General features: G+C 63.3%; 23 protein-coding genes and 1 tRNA gene. 10 read left to right on the top strand and 14 right to left on the bottom strand.

The features are described 5' to 3' along the window. Nucleotides 1-24 precede the first annotated feature (24 nt). Nucleotides 25-2067, top strand: coding sequence for an HAD-IIB family hydrolase (locus A3736_RS08485; protein WP_067681626.1), 2043 nt, complete (start codon nt 25-27; stop codon nt 2065-2067). Continuing rightward, entirely contained in the window at nt 2064-2954 is an 891-nt protein-coding gene (locus A3736_RS08480; protein WP_233999320.1) for a glycosyltransferase family 2 protein, read from the top strand. The genes A3736_RS08485 and A3736_RS08480 overlap by 4 nt, the downstream gene beginning before the upstream one ends. Here A3736_RS08480 and A3736_RS08475 read toward each other — a convergent pair. Genes A3736_RS08475 through gntA form a run of 6 tightly spaced genes read right to left on the bottom strand, consistent with a single transcriptional unit; the run spans nt 2947 to nt 6387 of the window. Beyond that, nucleotides 2947-4050 (bottom strand): glycosyltransferase, encoded by a 1104-nt coding sequence (locus A3736_RS08475; protein ID WP_197465551.1) that lies wholly within the window; start codon nt 4048-4050, stop codon nt 2947-2949. The two genes, A3736_RS08480 and A3736_RS08475, sit on opposite strands and share 8 nt — an antisense overlap. After that, on the bottom strand, nt 4047-4292 hold the full coding sequence (locus A3736_RS08470; protein ID WP_067681623.1) for a hypothetical protein: 246 nt from the start codon (nt 4290-4292) through the stop codon (nt 4047-4049). Before A3736_RS08470 ends, A3736_RS08475 begins: the two co-directional genes overlap by 4 nt. A gap of 35 nt (nt 4293-4327) precedes the next feature. Continuing rightward, nucleotides 4328-4819 carry a hypothetical protein gene (locus A3736_RS08465; protein ID WP_067681620.1) on the bottom strand — a complete coding sequence of 164 codons (492 nt, stop codon included), beginning with the start codon at nt 4817-4819 and terminating at the stop codon, nt 4328-4330. Then, nucleotides 4816-5100: a hypothetical protein gene (locus tag A3736_RS08460; protein WP_067681617.1), complete on the bottom strand. Its 285-nt coding sequence runs from the start codon at nt 5098-5100 to the stop codon at nt 4816-4818. The genes A3736_RS08465 and A3736_RS08460 overlap by 4 nt, the downstream gene beginning before the upstream one ends. Nucleotide 5101: 1 nt before the next feature. Beyond that, on the bottom strand, nt 5102-5680 hold the full coding sequence (locus tag A3736_RS08455) for a DUF1989 domain-containing protein (protein ID WP_067681614.1): 579 nt from the start codon (nt 5678-5680) through the stop codon (nt 5102-5104). After that, the gene (gene gntA, locus A3736_RS08450; RefSeq protein ID WP_067681611.1) at nt 5677-6387 is read right to left on the bottom strand and encodes a guanitoxin biosynthesis heme-dependent pre-guanitoxin N-hydroxylase GntA; all 711 of its coding nucleotides are present in this window, start codon (nt 6385-6387) and stop codon (nt 5677-5679) included. The genes A3736_RS08455 and gntA overlap by 4 nt, the downstream gene beginning before the upstream one ends. Between gntA and A3736_RS08445 the strand changes: the two genes are divergently transcribed. Beyond that, nucleotides 6386-7192 carry a hypothetical protein gene (locus tag A3736_RS08445; RefSeq protein ID WP_156502050.1) on the top strand — a complete coding sequence of 269 codons (807 nt, stop codon included), beginning with the start codon at nt 6386-6388 and terminating at the stop codon, nt 7190-7192. The genes gntA and A3736_RS08445 overlap by 2 nt on opposite strands. Before the next feature lie 1106 nt (nt 7193-8298). On the opposite strand, the gene A3736_RS08440 is transcribed toward A3736_RS08445, so the two are convergent. Both A3736_RS08440 and A3736_RS08435 read right to left on the bottom strand, forming a co-directional pair. Beyond that, complete coding sequence (locus A3736_RS08440; protein ID WP_067681605.1) at nt 8299-8730, bottom strand: hypothetical protein; 432 nt, start codon at nt 8728-8730, stop codon at nt 8299-8301. 79 nt (nt 8731-8809) lie between these two features. Next, a tRNA-Ser gene (locus tag A3736_RS08435) sits at nt 8810-8900 on the bottom strand. Nucleotides 8901-9147: 247 nt separating this feature from the next. Here A3736_RS08435 and A3736_RS08430 point away from each other — a divergent pair. Both A3736_RS08430 and A3736_RS08425 read left to right on the top strand, forming a co-directional pair. Beyond that, nucleotides 9148-9993: a DUF1134 domain-containing protein gene (locus A3736_RS08430; RefSeq protein ID WP_082851390.1), complete on the top strand. Its 846-nt coding sequence runs from the start codon at nt 9148-9150 to the stop codon at nt 9991-9993. A 96-nt stretch (nt 9994-10089) separates the two neighbouring features. Then, on the top strand, nt 10090-11268 hold the full coding sequence (locus A3736_RS08425; protein ID WP_067681655.1) for an aromatic amino acid transaminase: 1179 nt from the start codon (nt 10090-10092) through the stop codon (nt 11266-11268). A 67-nt stretch (nt 11269-11335) separates the two neighbouring features. Here A3736_RS08425 and A3736_RS08420 read toward each other — a convergent pair whose 3' ends face one another. From A3736_RS08420 to A3736_RS08395, 6 genes are read right to left on the bottom strand one after another with little or no spacing between them, the layout of a single operon-like run. Beyond that, entirely contained in the window at nt 11336-11968 is a 633-nt protein-coding gene (locus A3736_RS08420; RefSeq protein ID WP_067681602.1) for a riboflavin synthase, read from the bottom strand. A gap of 4 nt (nt 11969-11972) precedes the next feature. After that, nucleotides 11973-12968, bottom strand: coding sequence for a bifunctional diaminohydroxyphosphoribosylaminopyrimidine deaminase/5-amino-6-(5-phosphoribosylamino)uracil reductase RibD (gene ribD / locus A3736_RS08415; protein ID WP_067681652.1), 996 nt, complete (start codon nt 12966-12968; stop codon nt 11973-11975). Beyond that, on the bottom strand, nt 12949-13425 hold the full coding sequence (locus A3736_RS08410) for a hypothetical protein (RefSeq protein WP_067681599.1): 477 nt from the start codon (nt 13423-13425) through the stop codon (nt 12949-12951). The genes ribD and A3736_RS08410 overlap by 20 nt, the downstream gene beginning before the upstream one ends. Before the next feature lie 48 nt (nt 13426-13473). Next, on the bottom strand, nt 13474-14196 hold the full coding sequence (locus tag A3736_RS08405; protein ID WP_067681597.1) for a M48 family metallopeptidase: 723 nt from the start codon (nt 14194-14196) through the stop codon (nt 13474-13476). After that, nucleotides 14193-14666 carry a YcgN family cysteine cluster protein gene (locus A3736_RS08400; RefSeq protein ID WP_067681594.1) on the bottom strand — a complete coding sequence of 158 codons (474 nt, stop codon included), beginning with the start codon at nt 14664-14666 and terminating at the stop codon, nt 14193-14195. Before A3736_RS08400 ends, A3736_RS08405 begins: the two co-directional genes overlap by 4 nt. Continuing rightward, entirely contained in the window at nt 14654-15283 is a 630-nt protein-coding gene (locus tag A3736_RS08395) for an SCO family protein (RefSeq protein ID WP_067681591.1), read from the bottom strand. The genes A3736_RS08400 and A3736_RS08395 overlap by 13 nt, the downstream gene beginning before the upstream one ends. A 102-nt stretch (nt 15284-15385) precedes the next feature. Here A3736_RS08395 and A3736_RS08390 point away from each other — a divergent pair, with 102 nt between their 5' ends. From A3736_RS08390 to ssb, 5 genes are all read left to right on the top strand, one after another. Then, complete coding sequence (locus A3736_RS08390) at nt 15386-15988, top strand: ankyrin repeat domain-containing protein (protein ID WP_233999319.1); 603 nt, start codon at nt 15386-15388, stop codon at nt 15986-15988. A 44-nt stretch (nt 15989-16032) separates the two neighbouring features. Beyond that, the gene (locus tag A3736_RS08385) at nt 16033-16686 is read left to right on the top strand and encodes a COQ9 family protein (protein ID WP_067681649.1); all 654 of its coding nucleotides are present in this window, start codon (nt 16033-16035) and stop codon (nt 16684-16686) included. A 59-nt stretch (nt 16687-16745) separates the two neighbouring features. Next, nucleotides 16746-17003, top strand: coding sequence for a FeoA family protein (locus A3736_RS08380; RefSeq protein WP_067681582.1), 258 nt, complete (start codon nt 16746-16748; stop codon nt 17001-17003). Continuing rightward, entirely contained in the window at nt 17000-18889 is a 1890-nt protein-coding gene (locus A3736_RS08375; protein WP_067681579.1) for a ferrous iron transporter B, read from the top strand. The genes A3736_RS08380 and A3736_RS08375 overlap by 4 nt, the downstream gene beginning before the upstream one ends. 90 nt (nt 18890-18979) lie before the next feature. Then, nucleotides 18980-19401: single-stranded DNA-binding protein (ssb, locus tag A3736_RS08370; protein ID WP_067681576.1), on the top strand; the 422-nt coding region annotated here is incomplete at its 3' end.

Raw genomic sequence — 19401 nt, 5'->3', positions numbered from 1 at the left:
TACCCGCACACCGGGAGCCCGTCGATGTTTGTTTGCCATATTGCCCTGCAAGGCTGCCTGACTTTGTCGGACGTGCCATACGGCATCAACGCCGACACCGGTGGCCATATTACCTATCTGCTGGAACTGGCCTGCGCGAGTGCGCGTGACCCGGAAATCGAGCGGATCGACATCGTGACCCGCGGCTTCATGGATTCGAAGCTGGGGATGCGGTTCGAGGCCCAATGTGCCGAAGCCAGAGGGAAAATCAGCCTTGTCAGGCTCGATGACGGTGATCCGTCATATCTGCCGAAAGAAGCTTTGCACGAACGGCACGAAGAACTGTGCGCGGCCTTCCTCGAATATCTGCACGATCTCGATCGCCTGCCAGATATCATACATGCCCATTATGCGGATGCGGGCATTCTTGCTCGCCATGCGAAGGAGCAGCTTGGCATACCTTACATCTTTACGGGCCACTCGCTTGGCGCCGTAAAGGGCGACATAAATGGCAGCGTGGATGAAAGCCTGCGGACACGCATCGGTGTCGAGGAAAGATCGCTCGATATGGCCGATGCCGTCATCGCCAGCTCGCGCGACGAGGCGGAGGCGCAATACGCGCATTATGCTTCGATCGAAGCAGGGCGCATCCGCGTCATTCCGCCGGGCTGCGATCTCCATCGGTTCGAAAGCGCGCAGCCGAGCGAAAAGGTTCGTGCGGATCTGGCGCAATTCCTGCGCGACCCAGCCAAACCCATATTGCTCGCCATCGCCCGACCGGTCAGGAAGAAAAACCTTCTCGGGCTGGTGGAAGCCTATGCCACCGACACGGCCTTGCAGGACGCTGCAAATCTCGTGATCGTGGCTGGCTGCCGGTCGCTGCTTGGCGATCTGGAGACCGAATGCCGCGAGGTCATGCAGGAGCTGATAGAGGCGATCGATCGGTATGACCTTTACGGGAAGGTCGCCTATCCAAAAAACCACGATCCCGCAGACATTCCAGCTTATTACGCCGTAGCGCGCGAGAGTGGCGGGGTGTTCGTAAACCCGGCACTGAACGAACCGTTCGGCCTGACCCTGCTCGAAGCGGCAGCGTCCCGTCTTCCGGTGGTCGCTACGGACAGCGGCGGCCCTAACGATATCGTGGAACGCTGCAACAATGGTGAGCTGGTCTGTCCGCGCGATCCGCTGGCCATTGCCACCGCTTGCCGAAACATCGTCACCGACAGGCGCAAATGGGTCCGCTATGCGACGGCTGGCGGGCAAGCGATTGCCGCCTATGACTGGAGCGCGCATCGCGAACAGTATCACCGGTTGTTGAAGGAATTGACCGGACCGCTTCCCAAGGCCCCGAAATGGGACCGGATTCTGATTTGCGATATCGACAATACGTTGCTCGGCGATCATGCGGCATTGCATGAATTCCTGAGCTGGCAGGCCGAACATGCTGGCCAAATCGCTCTCGGCATTGCCACGGGCCGCAGTTTCCATAGCGCTCAGGCGATCCTGGCGGCAGAAGGTGTCCCGACACCGGATGTCATCATCAGCAGCGTCGGAACGCGCATCCACTGGTACGATCGCGACGAACGCCGGTTCGTAGAAGACGCCGACTGGCGACGCCGCGTGGAGAACGCTTGGGATGACAAACGCACAAGAGATGTTGCTGCGAGCCTGAAGCTTCGACCCCAGGCTCTGCTGGAACAGCATCAGGGCAAGGCAAGTTACTTCGTGGACGATCGCGATCCGGACGTCCTTCGTACCGCGCTGCGCGCAAGGGGCCTCAAAGTGGAGATCGTCGCCAGTCACGGGCGCTATCTTGATATCCTTGCCGAAGGCACGGGCAAAGGGCCGGCCGTTGGCCATGTGGCCGACAAGCTTTCGCTGACGCAGTCGCGCGTGGTGGTCGCAGGTGACAGCGGCAACGATCTGACGATGCTGCGCGCCTGTCCGTTTCCGATCGTGGTAGGAAATGCCAGCGACGGTTTGGCGCAGGATCCGTCTCTTTCCCACGCCTATCGGGCAGAGGGATGTTATGCGGCGGGTGTGCTGGAAGGTGTCAGGTATTTCCAGGCGCAAGGCAGCTGGTGACTTCCTACCGATCGGTGTCGGTGCTCACACTGGTGCGAGGTCGGCAGCAACACCTCGACCATCTGGTCGCGGGCTTGGAAACGCAGACCTTTCCGCCCGATGAGCTGGTGATCGCCTACATGCAGGACGATGCACCACAGATCGAGACAACGGGCATGTTCCCCGTCCGCTACGTACAGGTGCCAGGCGAACCCATGCCGCTTGCCGCGGCGCGAAATCGGGCGGCGGAGATGGCTGCAGGGGACGTGCTCGCCTTCCTCGATGTGGACTGCATTCCCGATCCGGATTTCGTTCGCCGCGCTGCCGAGGGGCATGCGTTCGACACAAATGGCGTTTTTCTTCCGGAGGTCCGCTACCTGCCCGGTACCGACACGGATTGGCTCGACCAGAAGACCGGCGCGCCCGACTTCCAATTGCTCCTGAGCACTGGCGTCCGCCATCCGAGCAAACGACCGCTGGACGACGCATCCTTTCTGCCCATCACGGATTTCGGAGAATTGTGGGGCCTCGCCTTCATCCTCTCGGCGAAAATCTGGCATGCGGCGGGCGGAATGGATGAAGATTACATCGGCTATGGCGCGGAAGAAACCGATCTCGGCCGGCGCTTGGAATGCAGTGGCGCGCGGATGTACTGGCTGGGCGGAACGATCTGCTTCCACCAGCACCACCATGTGCACAAGCCACCCTTGCAGCATTTCGAATCGATTATTCGCAATGCGCGCCTGTTCCGCAGCCGTTGGGGCGAATGGTGCATGCAATACTGGCTCGACGATTTCGAACGACGCGGTTTGGTGAAGCGTTCGGAAGAGAAGCTCGAGATCGTGCGACGTCCGACCGAATGCGAAGTTGCGGACACGCGGCAGGGTGCCGAAGTCTTGTTCAGCTGACCCCCCAAAGCCGCGTAGCCCGCTCTTCGAGCCAGTGTGCCGCCTTGCGCGCGGCGTCTTCGTCATGAAGCGTGGTGAGAATCGAGGTGTCGAGCGCATCGGTTTCGGCCAGCGCGCGCTGCCATTCGGGGATCGAGGCGGGCCAGGTTTCGCGATAGACGGCGGCACCCAAGCGTTGCAGCTCGCGCGCTTTTGCTTGCTGCTCGTCGAAGTAACGCCATTCGGGAATGCACAGGAACGGCTTGCCCGCCCGTGCGATCTCGTGAACCGTGTTGTCACCCGCCGACGCGATGACCCGGTCAGCAGCGCACAGATAATCGGTGAGATTGTCGATCCAGCCGAGTTCGCGCAGATTGCCGAAATCCGTTTCGTGCCCCTCGCGGTGAACGGGGCCGGCCACCAGCCACCGCGTATCGGGCTCTGCCCGCGCGGCTACGGTTAGGGGAGCGTAGGGCGTGCCCGAACCGCCGCCGCCGGCGATCACCAGCGTTACCTTCTCTTGCTCCGAAAGGCCCAATCGCGAACGGGCCTCGCTCTTTCCGCGCAGCGGTGCGCGCGTGGTGCAAAGACCGCCTGTATAGAACGTGCGATCGCGCAGGCGCTTGGGATAGCTATCCTGTTCGATCCGTTCGTCGAAGGGGGCGAGCATGGCAACGCACGCCTCGTATCCTGCGACATGGCCGATATCCTCGCGGTCGCCATGCATTCTGATAGTGACGGCGGGAACGCTCATGATTCGCGACAGAAGGGCGATTTCCGCCGACACGTCGATGACGAAAAGCGCCGGGTCCGCCTCGCGCAGTGTCTGGGCGATCGTCCCCATGTGCTGGCGCATCTCCTCAACGCCGAGCGGTACGCAATGCAGGGTCTCTGGCGTCGGTTGCTCGTGAAGGGCCGGACTGCGCGACGGCGCACCAATCATGTTAGGCAGCTCCACGATGGTCGCATCGTGAGGTCGCTCGTCGAACTGCGACGGCGCTGCCGTCATGATGATGACCGGTCGGTCTTCTGGGATGTGCTCCAGTATCGCCATGATGCGGTTCGCATGGCCGCGCCCTTGATGATGCGCGAAGAACGCCAGCGCGGGCTTAATCATTGCCTGTCCCCCGATTGCTCTTGCACGCCCACTTCCGCGCGGAGATCTTTCAACCGGCCAGCAGTCCAGTTCTCGGCGAGGCGGACCTTGGGATTGGGGGCGCACCAGATTTCGCCACCCGCATCGAGTGCGGTCACCCAGATCAGATTGTGCTCGATCCCATAGTCGATGACCGCGAAGGCCAGCCCCGGGCCGCGATCGGTGATGTGCACTGGAAGCGGGGGAGCGAGCTGCGTGAACATGTCAGAGGTTCTTTTCGGTTTGGAGATGATCACGTTTACACATCGTCGTGCGGTGTGAGCTTCGCGATCAGAGACCGCACGGTGCCGAACAGCATGGTGACCATGGCGACGAGCCCGGCGCTGAGCACCACCACGATCCAGTACAGGACGTTGTACAGCATGGGGAACCAGCGGCCCGGCACATCGTCGAATTCACCGATCGGCATCGTCATCAGCAACAGCATCACCACGGCTCCAGCCAGCAGAAGCGTCGCGAGCACGGCAATGCGGTAAATCTGGCGATACATCTGCGGATCGAATTCCGCGTCGGCGCGCCGGACCAGACCGAGCAGCGTCAGCATGAGCGCCAGCGTGGTAGAGGCGCTCCCCGCGATCGCGCTGCCGAGGTACAATGCAGGACTGGAGAGCGCCGAAATCATGTCCCGCGCTTCCACCGAGGAATAGATCGCGCCCGATGCGAAATGTCCTGCCAGTCCGACGGCAAGTATCAGTGCGGCGGCACCGGTGGTCAATGCGGTGTTCTTCATCCCGGCTCTCCCGCTTGCTTTCGATGATCGGGATCACGAGGCTTTTGCGGTCCAAGATAGCGGTAGACGCCCCATAGGTTGATCAACAGCAAAGCTATGTTCTGCCAACCGATCCCTTCGGCGTCTTCGCTGAGGAAGCCCCATGCCGTCAGCGCAAGCGAGGAAGTGACGAACAGCACGAAGGCCCACCCCGAAACCCGCGCGCTGACATTCGTCGCCACGACCAGCGCAGCGATGACCGCCGCGATCGCGCCGTACCATTCGAGCAAATCCAGCAACATTTCAGTCGCTCACATCGTAATCGATTGGCTTGAACGTGCCGCCGTTCGAGGCATAGGCCGCGCATGCCGTCAGCCCGATGACCAGATCCATCTCGGCCCGGAACCGGGTGAATGTTCCGCCTTGCGACTGCGGTGGATCGACGGATATCACCCCGTTTTCGGCGACCGGAACATTCATGAAGACATTGAAGGCCGTCGGAATGTCGTCGGGCGCAACCCCATATGGCTTAAGCGCTTCGGCCAAATTACCGAAGCAGCCGCGATGAACGGGCTTGTCGGGATAGAAATGCCGAAACGTGTCTTCGGAACACGGCGTCAGCAGGAAATCGTGCGCCAGCGCTGTATCTTCGAGGATGGTGAGCATGGGGTTCGACCGGTTCGACCACAGCCGCGCGCCGGTGGTCAGGATGATCCTCTCCTCGTAATCGAACGTTCGCCCGTTAGAGAGGATTTCGCGGGGATCCGCCCTTGATACGGTCAAGAGATCGCTGACCTGGCCACCTTCGGGATCGATAACGGTCAACTCCTGCCCTTTGGACAGTTCGATCGCGGTGCCGGTGCGCGGTGCGATACGCTTCATGGCTCCATCCTCGGGTCCGAAAAGGGACACTGCCAGTCGTCGCCGACCACGCGCCCGCTATATTGCCGCGCTTCGCTCGCAGTGCCGTGGCGCGACAGCATCGGATTGATCGAGCCATCGAGCGCCTGGTCGCGCTTCAGGATGGTCTCGCGCATGCGTTCGTACCTTCGCGACGCGCGCAAAGCTTCGAACTGATCGTGCAGATTGAAGACGAGGGTGGGATGGGGCGTTCGCCGTGCGGAACGCGAGGCGTTGGGATGCATGCCGACCACGAAATAGGCTTTCCCTCCGAAGCTCAGCGAGAAATGCGGGTTCGCCGGGTCGCTGCTGACATCTGGATCGTAAGCTTGCCCGCGCCATTCGTCCTTTGCGGCGAGCGAATTCAGCCGGTCCCACATCGCGCTTTCGAACGCCGCTTCGTCCAGTTCGTCGGGCCCGGAAAACACGACGGCGAGGCTGCGCAAGCCTTCGGGGTCGCACTCGTAATCCTCGCTCCACTCCAGCAGGGCCTCATGAATTTCGATGTCGTTCCAGGCACTGGTCAGCGATCGGGCTGGCAGGACCTTTAGCCGACCGGTCGCGAGGGCCGATTTCGCCCCGACACAGGGGAAGCCATCCTCCACGATATGCGAACGTAGGGCGTCGGCGAGCGAAGGATTTTCGCCCGCAAGATTCAAGCCTCGTTCCAGTTCGATCTGTTCCGTCATGAAGGACGGACGATCGAACGCAGAAGGCGTTGCTACCATGCAACAACGATCAAGCGGAAAGCTGGGACGAAGCGCATTAGGCGCGCGCCAAGGAATTTCGGAGACGTTCTTGGCCCTTACACAATTCAGGCGCTTCCAGGTCTATGGTCAGCGCTGCAGCGGAACCAACGCGCTCATAAAGCTACTCGAGCGGAACCTTGAGGATCTCCGCTTCACCGAAGAATTCGGTTTCAAGCACTGGCTTGTGCCGGACGAGGTCGAAATTCCCGACGATGTCTTCGTCGTCGTTATCGCGCGACAAGCCGATCAATGGCTGCGCAGCCTGCATGCGACCCCGTGGCACGCGCATCCGGACTTGAAGACCCTTGCGTTCGGCGAGTTTATCCGGGCCGAATGGCGCACCGTCTGGGACGAAGATTTCTGGGGTATCGAAAGGGACGATCCCAAGTTCGGTAAGCCGATCGCAGAAGAACTTTGTCCTGTGAGCAACGCGCCGTTTCCCAATCCGGTCGCAATGCGCACGGCCAAATTGCGTAACTGGATCGACGTCGCATCACGATCCGCCGGACATGCTTTGGTGTCGCATGCCGAGCTCGTCTTCCGGCCGGAAGCATTGGTGGAGCGGATGGCCGCCGCGACCCGGACCAAGGCGAAAGCGGGTTTCGTTCCGGTGATCACCTATAAGGGGCAGAAAGGCGAACTATTCGCGCCTTCATCATACCCGTCACTCGATGAGGTGGACTCGGCGTTCGTGGACCGCCATCTCGACTACGAGGTCGAAAAGCGTTTCTTTTCAGGAATGTGATTGTGGACACAAAGTAAGCCGACACTCCAATCTTGTGGGAGAGTCCGAACAATTCAGAATAGGTATGGATCTTCGGAAGGACGGCTTTGGAATACGCGATTTTCTCGGGGAACACCCTTGTCGTTCGGGTTTTCTAGTATCTGTGCGACCGGCCGCTTCCTTGGCCCAACCGCGCTGTGAAAAGGCTTTCTGAGATTGCCTTCGACCGATGACGTGAACGCCGAGCGTCGCGGCGGCTAATCTTTACCTTACTGATGGAGCCATGGCAGCGCTGGACACGATAGCCGGTTAACTGAGCGCGTGGCGGAAAGTCCGGAATTGGGCCGTCGGCGGTCCGTCCGGCTCTGAGTGACAAAGCGAAATGTGGACGTTCAGCTTGCGACCCGATTGGTCATTCGAAGGTTGCTTGCGAACTCTTAAAAGCTGAAATTCGCATTGGTCTCCGTGGCGTGGCCGTAACCGACATACGGACTTGCATCTTGGACTACCTGCGACCTGCACCTTCGCCACGAATGGGCCGGCGCCGCGCATGGCAGCCCGTCGCACGACCGCCGATCGGTCGATTACCAAGCTCGAAAGCCACCGGGCGATGACGGTGGAAGCGAAAACCACCTTTGTCGCGATCAGCCGCGGCGCTGGAGACGGCGCAGCGAATGGAATCAGCGAAGCCGGAAAAACCGGTGAGCGGGCGAACAATGGCGCCGTAAGGAATAGCATCTATGGAAGCCACGAAGAACAGAAGGGTAAATCCCGGTGTCGGCGTAGTCGGGTGATACCATCTGGCGGGCCTCTCGGTTCAGCGACGTGCTGCGGCCCCCCGTAGGAATTCACAAATCGAATCCATATCAGCTTTCCGCTCTTGAACGCGCTCTCCCATTAAAGCGGCCTATGCCATCCGAGCAGAGGCTTAACCCCCGCTCTTCGCATACAAAGCGATCTTAGATGGTTCTATCTCCGGTTTCAGTTTCTCAGCATGGAATATAGCAACTGTGATCTGGAGCGCTCGATAACGGATGAGGCAGCGCTCAAGAGCCGGAAGCCGGCCGCCGAGAACGTCAGTATATCGAGGAGGTGCTATGGGCATCAAATGAAAGCCCTAGCCTCATTCAAGTGTTGAGAAGGTCGCCTTCGTGTTTTGCGAAGTAGCCAGAGACCGAATTGGTCACCTTATCGAGGGTCACACGTTCGTTGACCCGGTCGCACCTGAGCAGGAGCATTTCGCGCGCCACCTCGCGAGGGCGCATCCAGCGACTCCGTTCACGCAGAATACAAAGGGCAAAGCGACCCAGCTCACCTGACCGGAAAGGGCTATGCCATTTGTGCTTCTTGCGCGGCTTCACCTTATTTCGCCAGTTCGGGTCGCTATCGAAGATGATGTCTTCCGCTCCGCCAATGAGAGCGTGCAGTTTCTTCCGGCGATTTTTGAGCAGCTGGAGAATATCGATGCCTTCCTCGATCTCGATCTTGATGATCTCAGCGTCGATTTCTTCGAGTTCGCCTTTGAAAACCGCAATGCGATCCTCAAGGCTTGCTTTCATGTTTGTAGTGCCCATTCGCTATAGGTAGCTGCGAAAGCACGACTTTTCTTTGTGCGTTTGCTACCTAATACCGGGGAGGTGGCGGAGACGGAGGGATTCGAACCCTCGGTACCCTGATAGAGTACGGTTCCTTAGCAGGGAACTGGTTTCAGCCACTCACCCACGTCTCCGCAGCAAGCACGTCGGCTGCGAGGGGCGCGCTATAACGGGGGGTGGGCGTGGCTTCAAGGGGTTTGGTCCTGCCATATCGAGGATTGTGGGCGCGGGGCTGACTCGCTTCGGCGCGTTTCGGATTCGGTTCATCGCGCGCTCATTGCGGTGGCGCGATCAACGCCGTCTCGTAAGATTGGAGCGGCGCGTCTTGGACGAGCGCCGCGCCCGTTCGTCGCACGCTCGGCACAAGGGAGGGAACCCGCCATGAACCTGTCCGCCCCATCGCTGCCCCGCAGCTGGTCTGCGATCGTCATGCGCCCGCTCGCCATGGGCCTGGCCGCGCTCGGTCTAGCCGTGACGCCGCTTGCCGCACAGGTCGAGCGTGTCGATCCCAACGATGCCTATGAGGCACCGATCGACGGCGATCTGATCGAAAACCCGGGCGATCAGGACGTCTATGCCGATCCGCGACCTGTCGAACCCAGTGTCTCCTATCCCGCGGAGACGACCCAGCCGACTGCGCCCACATGGAGCGATCCCGGCAGCGACACGGCGACGGGCGTGGATTGGTCTGAAACCGTCCCAGCGACGCCTGATGCGCAGACCGCCCCGGCGGACGACCCTGCGACAACGTATCGCGAGGACGATTTGATCGGCGCGGCCGAAGGCGTGTTCGGCAAGGGCGCTGAAGGGGTGGCCAAGCTGATCCAGAAACTGCTCGCCGAACAGGGCCAGCCCAACGCCTATATCGTCGGGCGCGAGGCGGGCGGGGCGTTCATCGTCGGCGCGCGCTACGGTTCGGGTACGCTCTATCACAAGGTCGAGGGCGAGCGCCCGGTCTACTGGACCGGACCGTCGATCGGCTTCGATGCAGGCGCCAATGCCGGCAGTACCTTCGTGCTCGTCTACAATCTCTACGACAGCGAGGAATTGTACGAACGCTATCCGGCGGGCGAGGGCCAGGCCTATGCCATCGGCGGGATGACGGCGAGTTACCTGCGCAAGGGCGATGTCGTCCTGATCCCGATCCGGGTGGGGGCAGGCCTCAGGCTCGGCATCAATGCGGGCTATATGAAGTTTTCGAAGAAGCAGCGTTGGCTGCCCTTCTGATCGCGCATCGGGCATGCGGATGATGAAGCCGATCTCGTCTCTGCGATAGACAATTCCCTGTTGCAGGCGCTCCGGCGCGCGGGCAAGGACGCGGGCATGCTCGACGCTCTCCAAGCCCAACCCGCCGACGCGCTGCTCGCGCTCATCAAGCTTCATGCCGCCGATCCGCGCGACGACAAGATCGATCTCGGCGTCGGCGTCTATCGCACCGGAGACGGGGCGACGCCGGTGTTCAAGGCGATCAAGGGCGCCGAACAGCGCCTGGTCGATGAACAGGATTCCAAAAGCTATCTCGGCCCGGAAGGCGATGGCGGGTTCGTTTCGGGCCTGATGCCCTACATTTTCGGCGAGAATCCGGAGCGTGGCGGGCGCATCGCCGGGATGCAGACGCCGGGCGGCACCGGCGCGGTGCGGCTGGCACTGGCGCTGGCGCAAAAGGCCGGGGCGCGGCGCGTCCATCTCGGTACGCCGAGCTGGCCCAACCACGCGCAGATCGTTTCCGATCTGGGACTGGAGACCGTGCCCTTCGACCATGCGTTGCCCGACGGGACGGCGAATCTCGATGCGGTCCTGCGCGTGATCCGCGAAGGGGGCGAGGGCGAGCTGGTGCTGCTCCACGGCTGTTGCCACAACCCGACCGGGATCGATTACACGGACGAACAATGGCGCGCGATTGCCGATGCGCTGGCGGACAGTGCCGTGCTTCCGGTGCTCGACATCGCCTATCAGGGCCTAGGCCACGGGATGGAAGAGGATGCGGCGGGCATTCGCACGGTGATCGATGCCGTGCCCGAAGCGCTGGTCGCCTATAGCTGCGACAAGAATTTCGGACTCTATCGTGACCGTGTGGGCGCGTTTTACGTGCTGGCGAAAGAGGCCGGCGATCTCGACGCGATCATGTCCAACGCCAACATGCTGGCGCGCGCGACCTGGTCGATGCCGCCTGATCACGGCGGGGCCGCCGTGCGTATTGTGGTCGAGGATAAGGATCTGACGCGCGACTGGCTCGGCGAGCTGGACGATATGCGAGAGCGGATGCGCGGCGTGCGCGAACGCCTGGCCGCGGCGGATGGCGACATCCCCGGCCTCAACCTGAGCGCGTTGGCCGACCAGAACGGATTGTTCGCCGTGCTCCCGCTTTCCAGCGACCAGATCGCCGCGCTGCGCAAGGATCACGGCATCTACATGGCCGGGTCAGGCCGCATCAATGTGGCGGGTCTCCATCGCGGCAATATCGACAAGTTCATCGCCGCGCTGGCGACGGTGGCGGGCTGAGGCGCGTTCCGCAGGCGTAGACGACCAAGGGTCGGACGACGCTTCGGACCGACAGCGCCCGGACCGCTCAGGCGCGGTCGAGCGCGCGCATTCGCTGGAGGTAGCGAGCCAGTACGTCGATTTCGAGATTGACGCGGCTTCCCTCGCGCAGGTCGCCGAGCGTCGTGACTTCGCCGGTGTGGGGAATGAGATTCAGGGCGAAGTCGCAAGATCCGTCCGGTCGGTCGCGCACATCGTTCACCGTCAGCGAAACGCCGTCGATCGTGATCGACCCTTTGGGCGCGACGAAGGGCGCATGTTCGCGCCCGATGCGGATGGCGATCTTGCGCGATCCGCCTTCCTCGCGCGACAGCACGACCTCACCGACCGTGTCGACATGGCCCGTCACGAGATGGCCGCCCAATTCGTCCCCGATCTTGAGCGCCCGTTCGAGGTTCAGCGGGCGGCCTTCCTTCCACATGCCGGGCACGGTGCGCGCAATCGTCTCGCCCGAAACGTCGACCGCGAACCAGGGGCCATCGGCATCTGTGCCGCGCTCGGTCACGGTCAGGCAGACGCCCGAACAGGCGATGGAAGCGCCGACGGGAATCGTGTCCGGCTGCCATTGCGCCTCCTCGGGGCAGGCGATGCGCACGGCGGTGTCGCCGCGCGTCTCGGTGGCCGCAATCCGGCCGATGGCAGTGACGATGCCGGTGAACATGGCTCTATCCTTTTTGGCCGAAGCGCTCGTAACGCTCGTAAACGTCCGGGCCGAGAATGCGTGTCTCCGCCCTGTGCCAGCGGCCATGGGCCTCGGCAAGATCGCTGAGGCCGATATCCCTGAGCGCGGGCAGGCCGTTCCCGATCAGGATCGGCGCGCGATAGATTTCGAGCCGGTCGACGAGGTCCGAGGCCAGAAAAGCGGCGGCGGTCGCCGCGCCGCCTTCGACATAGAGATACAGCGCATCGAGCGTGGCGATTTCCTCTGGCGCGGCAATCGTACGGACGCCTTCGATCGATCCGCGCGTCAGGACGACGCGTTCGGGGCTGCGATCCTGAAGGCCCGGCAGGCGTACGTCCAGCCGGGGCGTATCGGCGCGCCAGGTTCCGCCGCCGACGAGGATCGCATCCGCCAGCGCGCGGCGCGCATGGACATGGGCGCGCGCCTCCGCTCCGGTGATCCACCGGCTCGACCCATCGGGCAGCGCGATGCAGCCGTCCAGCGAAAGGGCCAGCTTGAGCGTGACATGCGGGCGGCCGAGGCGCGCGCGGGTCAGATAGCCGGCGAGGCTGGCGGCGGAAGGCGAATGGTCGACAAGCAGGGTGTCGATACCCGCCGCGCGTAGTGTCTGGAGGCCTCGCCCCGCCGTGCGCGGATCGGGATCGCCACACCCGACGACTGCGTGCACGATACCGCTGTTCGCCAGAAGAGAGGAGCACGATGGCCCGCGCGACGAGACATGCGCGCACGGTTCGAGCGTAACATAGAGCGTCGCGCCTTTCGCCGTGTCGCCTGCCTGATCGAGCGCCACCGCCTCGGCATGGGGACGCCCGCCTGCCTGGGTCCAGCCGCGCCCGACCACAAGTCCGTCCTTGACCAGCAGCGCGCCGACGGATGGATTTGGCCGCGCGAGCGGTCGTCCGCGCAACGCAAGTCGCGCCGCCGCGTCGAGCCAGCGCCGGTCTTCGGCGCCGGGCGCGTTATTCGGCTGCGGTTTCAGGATCGGTTTCGGCTTCGGTCGCTGTTTGGGCCGGAAGGCCTGCCGCTTCGAGCAGCCGCTTGCGACGGGCTTCCTGGCGGGCGCGATCGGCGGCGATCTCGGCTTCCATCGCATCGACGTCCAGACCGCTCGCCCGTCCGAGCGTGCGGTACATCTCGCGCACTTCTTCCTCGCGCACGGCCTGTTCTTCGCGGATCCGATCCTGCAATTGCTGATTGGCGAGGTTCGAGGCGACGATCTCCTCGTCCGTACGGCCTTCGGCGAAGGTCGAGATGAAGGTCACTTCGGGCCGGACCGGCGGGCCGATGACGCGTTCCTTCGTTATCCAGAACAACAGGCTGAACGTGCAGAGCAGCGATACGGCCAGGATCGGCCAGCGATAGGGATTGGGGCGGGTGAATTCGGACCAGAAATCCTGAATCCCGCCGACCGGGTTGAATCGCGTGGAAAGGCGCATGACCGGCAAGATAGAGTGTCGGAGGCGAAAGTGCCAGAGGGCTCCGCCTCAACCGAAATCGGCGTAGAGCGTCCGCCCATGGTTCTTCAGCCACGCATCGGCCCAGTGCTGATCGCCCTCGTAGATTTCGGCGAGAAGGGCGTGGAAGGCCGGACTGTGGTCGAAATGGACGAGATGCGCGGTCTCGTGCGCGACGACCGAGCGGCGCACCGCGTCGGGCGCCTGGACCAGCCGCCAATTGATGCGGACCGTCCCACTGCTCGAACAGCTGCCCCAGCGGCGTTGCGCGCGCGACAGTCTTAACGTCGGCGCGGCGATCTTCGCGCGCTCGCAATAGAAGGCGAGATCGTCTGCCATCAGGCGCTCGGCCTCGCTTTCAAGCCAGCGGGCGAGACGCTGCGGCAATGTTTCGCGCGGGCCGCCCAGCGTCAGCGTGTCGCCCGAGCGGACCGGTCGACGCGGCGCATCCGCCCGCCAGTCGATCGCGAGCGTCTGTCCGCACCAGGTCAGATGGCCGCGCGTCACCGGATCTTCGCGGACGGGCACTTTGGCGAGCTGCGCTTCCAGCCAGTCGCGGCGGTCCCATGCGAAGCGGAGCGCCTCCGCGCTGCGGCTCCAGCGCGGCAAAGTGACGCGCACGGCGCCCCCGTCGGGCGAAAGCCGCATGGTCAGCCGTCGCGCGCGGGCGTGGCGAGTGATGTGGATCGGGACCGTGCGGCCCAGCAGCTCGATCGCCGGGTCCTGCCGGTCGGCGCGCAGCCACTCGATCATGGCGCGTCGGTTTCCTCGGCCCAAGCGTCTTCATCATCCCATTCGACGATATGATGTTCGAGCGGACCTGCGCGGGTTTCGCTGATGACGCGGCCCGAAACCGACACGCCCGCACGCTTGACCGCTTCGCGATCGCCCGAAATCAGATAGTGCCATTGTGGCAGCGGCCGCCCTTCAGCGCGGACGCGGTAGGCGCAGGTGCGCGGCAGCCACTCGACACTGTCGACGATCTTGAGCGTCAGGCGCAGGCAATCGGGCACGAAGCTCTTGCGGTTCGCATAATCGCTGCATCGCGCGGTCTCGCAGTCGAGTAGACGGCAGGCGACATTGGTGTCCGCGATTTCGCCGGTATCCTCGTCCTCGATCTTGTGGAGGCAGCAGCGCCCGCACCCGTCGCACAGCGCTTCCCACTCTTCGGGCGAGAGTTCGGCGAGCGGGCGCTCCCAGAACCTGTCTCTCATCGCACCCATTTCGCCAGCTCTTCGGCCACCGCTTCGGGGCCGAGATCGGTCGGCAAGGTCGCCAGCGGCGCGCCATCGGGGCCGAACAGGAAGGTGAAGTTGGAGTGATCCATCAGATAGCCGCCGCCCGGCTGGTCGGCACCCTTCTGGTAATAGACCCGGAACACGTCCGCCGCTGCCTCAACCTGTTCGGGCGTACCCGTCAGGCCGAGCAGCCGGGGATGGAAGGCATCGGTAAATTCGCCGACCACTTCCTGCGTATCGCGGGCCGGATCGACGGTGATGAAGATCGGCTGGATCTGCCGGGCCAGTTCGGGCGATTGCCGTTCGAATAAATTCAGCCCCTGCGCCATACGCTGCACGTCGGTCGGGCAGACATCGGGGCAATAGGCGTAACCGAAATAGACGATCCGATACTGGCCGTCGAAATCGCTCCACCGGTAGGTCTTCCCGTCCTCGCCCTTCAATTCGAACGGGCCGCCGATATCGGCACCGGCCAGCGGCGGTTCTTCGGGCGGTGGGGCGGGTGCACCGGCATCGCATGCGGCGAGCAAAGGGATTGCAAGCGCCATGCAGAGCAGACGGGATACGAAGCGGATCGGAGGGGCCATGGTGTCGCGGTTCATGCTCTGCTAAAGCCGTGCGGGCAAGGGGCGTTTTGGCGCAAATCCAACGCAGGAAAAGGGTCTGGCGAAGTGCTTGGTAGAAATCGGATCGCAGCGACATTGTTGAAAGCCACGGCTGTGCCCGTGGCCCTGACGGCGCTGGCCGCCCAGCCGGTCGCGGCGCAGCAGATGTCCGAAGGATACGAGTTCCTGAAGGCGGTGAAGGAGCGTGACGGCGACAAGGTCATCGATGCGCTGAACCAGCCGGGCAACACGCTGATCAACACGCGCGATATCGCGACCGGGCGCACGGCCATGCACATCGTCACCGAACGGCGCGACGCGAACTGGATCGCGTTTCTCGCGGCGAAGGGCGGCGATCCCGATGTGGCGGACAAGAGGGGCGTGACGCCGCTCCAGATCGCGACCCAGCTCGGCTATATCGAGGGGATCGAAGCTCTGCTGAAGGCGGGCGTGCGAGTCGATCAGGCGAATTCCTCGGGCGAGACGCCGCTGATTTCCGCCATCCATCGCCGCGATACCGCGATGATCCGCATTCTCCTCAAAAACGGCGCAAGCCCCGACCGGACCGATAATTCGGGCCGCTCGGCACGTGATTATGCCAAGCTGATGGTCGGCGGCGGGCCGGTGCTGCAGGAGATCGCGCAGGCCGACGCCGATCGGGCGAACAAGGGTGCGGACAAGACCTACGGGCCGAGCCTGTGAGGGACGGGAAGACTGCCACCGCAGACACGCTCGATCCGGCGGACATGACGCTGGCTGAACTGCGCCTCCATCTCGCACCGCTGATCGCCGAGGCGGCGATTTTCGACGGGTGGAGCGAAGAGGCGCTGGAGATGGCTGCGGATCAGGCGGGGGTCGATCGCGATGTTGCGCGGCTCGCTTTCAAGGGCAAGTCAGGCCTCAGCCAGATGGCGATGATCGAGGCCTGGATCGCCACGATCGACCGCGCCATGGCGGATCGCCTGCCGCCCGAAAAGCTCGGCCAGATGAAAGTGCGCGAACGGATCCGCAGCCTCATCCAGTTCCGGCTCGATTCGGTGCGCGGCCAGGAAGAGGCCTTGCGCCGCGCGACCGCGATCATGGCGATGCCGCAAAACGCCGCCGCTGCGCTCAAGACTGCCTGGAACAGCGCGGACATCATGTGGCGCCTTGCGGGCGATACCGCGACCGACTGGAATCACTATACGAAGCGCACGATCCTGGCCGGAATATACGGCGCGACGCTTGCAGCCTTCGTGGGTGACGAGAGCGAGGACAAACAGGACACGCGCGCCTTTCTCGACCGCCGCATCGACGGCGTGATGAAGTTCGAGAAGGCGAAGGCGCAATTGCTGGGCAACGAACGCGAGAGCTTCAGCATGATGCGCTTCCTGGGGCGGCTGCGCTATCCGGTGAAATAGCGCGGCGGCGCTATTGATAATCGGTTGCAATTGGCCGGTGGCTCTGACAGGGCACGGGCATGACTTTGGATGGCCTTCGACACGGTATGCCTGCGCGAATCGTTTCGGTCGCCTGGGAACGGCTGGCCGGGGATGAAGCGAAGCGGCTGCAGGCGCTCGGACTGGACGAGGGGGCGGAGCTTGCCGTCCTCCATCGCGGCGTTTTCGGCGGCGCCGATCCTCTGGCGATCCGGCTCGGGCGGATGACGGTGGCTCTGCGTCGCAGCCACGCCGCCGCGATCGAAGTCGAACTCATCGAAGCGGAGACCACGGCATGAGCCGCGACGATCCCGCTCCTGATACGGCGATCCGCCTGCGCAGTGCGGCGCTGGTCGGCAATCCCAATGCAGGAAAGAGCGCGCTATTCAACGCGCTGACCGGCGCGCGCCAAAAAATTGCGAATTATCCCGGCGTAACCGTGGAGCGCAAGGCGGGGCGGCTGGCGCTTCCGGCCAAGGACGGGCGCGGCGACAGCGTCGAACTGCTCGATCTGCCCGGTTCTTACAGCTTCGATGCCGCCAGCCCCGACGAAGCGGTGACCCGCGATGTCGTGACCGGCGAATTCCAGGGCGAGCGCGCGCCGGATGTGCTCGTCATCGTCCTCGACGCCGCCAATCTCGAACAGCACCTCGTCTTCGCGCAGGAAGTGCTCGAATTGGGCCGGCCGACCGTGGTCGCGCTCAACATGATCGACCTTGCCGAGCGCGACGGGCTGACCCTCGATCCCGAGGCCTTGTCCGATGCGCTGGGCGTGCCGGTGATCCCGACCGTCGCCGTCCGCCGCAAGGGCCTCGCCGAACTGACCGCGGCCATTGCGGAGGCCGAAAGCCATGCCGATGAAGACGCGCATCGCCGCTGGCACCTGACGTTGCCCGAACGGCGCCTTTCCGCCAAGCACATCGCGCGCGGCGCGATCCTTTCGAAAAGCACGCGCCATACGATCGAAAACGGCGCGGACCGGATATTGCTGAACCCCTGGCTCGGCCCGGTGATCCTGTTCGGCCTTCTTTTCGTGGTCTTCCAGGCGGTGTTCGCCTGGGCGACTCCCTTTGCCGACGCGCTGGAAGGCGCGGTCGGTGCGGTCTCGGGCGTGGTGACGGACGTGCTGCCAGCGGGGCTGGTGCGCGATTTTCTGACCGAGGGCGTACTGGCCGGGGTCGGCTCGGTGGTCGTCTTCCTGCCGCAGATCGTGATCCTGTTCTTCTTCATCCTCATCATGGAGGCGACCGGCTATATGGCCCGCGCCGCCTTTCTGATGGACCGCGTGATGGCGAGCGTGGGCCTGTCGGGCAAAAGCTTCATTCCGCTCCTCTCCAGCTTCGCCTGCGCCATTCCGGGCATCATGGCGACGCGCAGCATTTCCGATCCCAAGGACCGGCTGACGACGATCCTGATCGCGCCGCTGATGACCTGTTCGGCGCGCCTGCCGGTCTATGCCGTCATCATCGCGGCGTTCATTCCTGCAACGACCGTCGGACCGGGCATCGGGCTTCAGGGGCTGGTCCTCTTTGCGCTCTATGTGGCGGGAATCGTCGGCGCGATGGTCGTGGCCTTCGTGCTGCGCTTCACGGTCGCGAAGGGTGCGGCCTCTGGCTTCATCATGGAAATGCCGCGCTATCAGATGCCGCGGATCAAGGATCTTGCCATCGGCTTGTGGCAACGCGCCTGGGTGTTCCTGCGCCGCGCGGGCACAATCATCTTCGTGGCGACGATCGCGCTATGGGTGCTGCTGAGCTTCCCGCGGGCCGAACCGGGCGAAAGCCAGCTCGATGCGAGCTATGCAGGCGCGGTCGCCGACACGCTCCATCCCGTCCTCGAACCGGTCGGCTTCAACCGAGAGATGAGCCTTGCGCTGATCCCGGCGCTCGCCGCCCGCGAAGTCGCGGTGACCGCGCTTGCGACGACCTACGCCGTCGATGCGGACGATGAAGAGCTGGAGGCGCAGGGCGTTACCGACCGGATTTCCTCGCTCTGGAGCCTGCCCACCGCGCTCGCCTTCCTCGCCTGGTTCGTGTTCGCGCCGCAATGCCTGTCCACGATTGCCGTGACCAAGCGTGAAACGAACGGGTGGAAATGGCCCATCTTCATGGTCGTCTATCTGTTCGCGCTGGCCTGGATTTTCGCAGGGCTCACCTATTGGGTGGCGGTCGGTCTGGGGCTGTAGCGCGGACCGTCGTGCATATCTTCACGCGGGCCTAGCCCGACGCCATACGCTCGGTTAGGCCCTCGCCAGAATTCAAGAAGGGACGAATCGATGGCAGGCAGCCTCAACAAAGTCATGCTGATCGGCAATCTGGGGCAGGACCCCGAGGTGCGCAGCTTCCAGAACGGTGGCAAGGTCTGCAATCTCCGCATCGCGACCAGCGAACAGTGGAAGGATCGCAACACCGGCGAACGCCAGGAGCGGACCGAATGGCACACCGTCGCGATCTTCTCCGAAGGGCTGATCAACGTCTGCGAAAACTACCTCAAGAAGGGCAGCAAGGTCTTCATCGAAGGCAAATTGCAGACCCGCAAGTGGCAGGACCAGAACGGGCAGGATCGCTATAGCACCGAAGTGGTGCTGCGCGGCTTCGATGGTACGCTGACCATGCTCGACGGCCCCGGCGGCGGCCAGCGCGGCGGCGGCGGCGGTGGTGGTGGCGGCTACGGCGGCGGTGGCCAATCGGGCGGCTA

This window comes from Erythrobacter sp. HI0063 (assembly GCF_001635685.1).
Taxonomy (GTDB): domain Bacteria; phylum Pseudomonadota; class Alphaproteobacteria; order Sphingomonadales; family Sphingomonadaceae; genus Qipengyuania.
The sequence above is the reverse complement of the archived record's forward strand: the minus strand, read 5'-3'. Positions and strand labels throughout refer to the sequence as shown.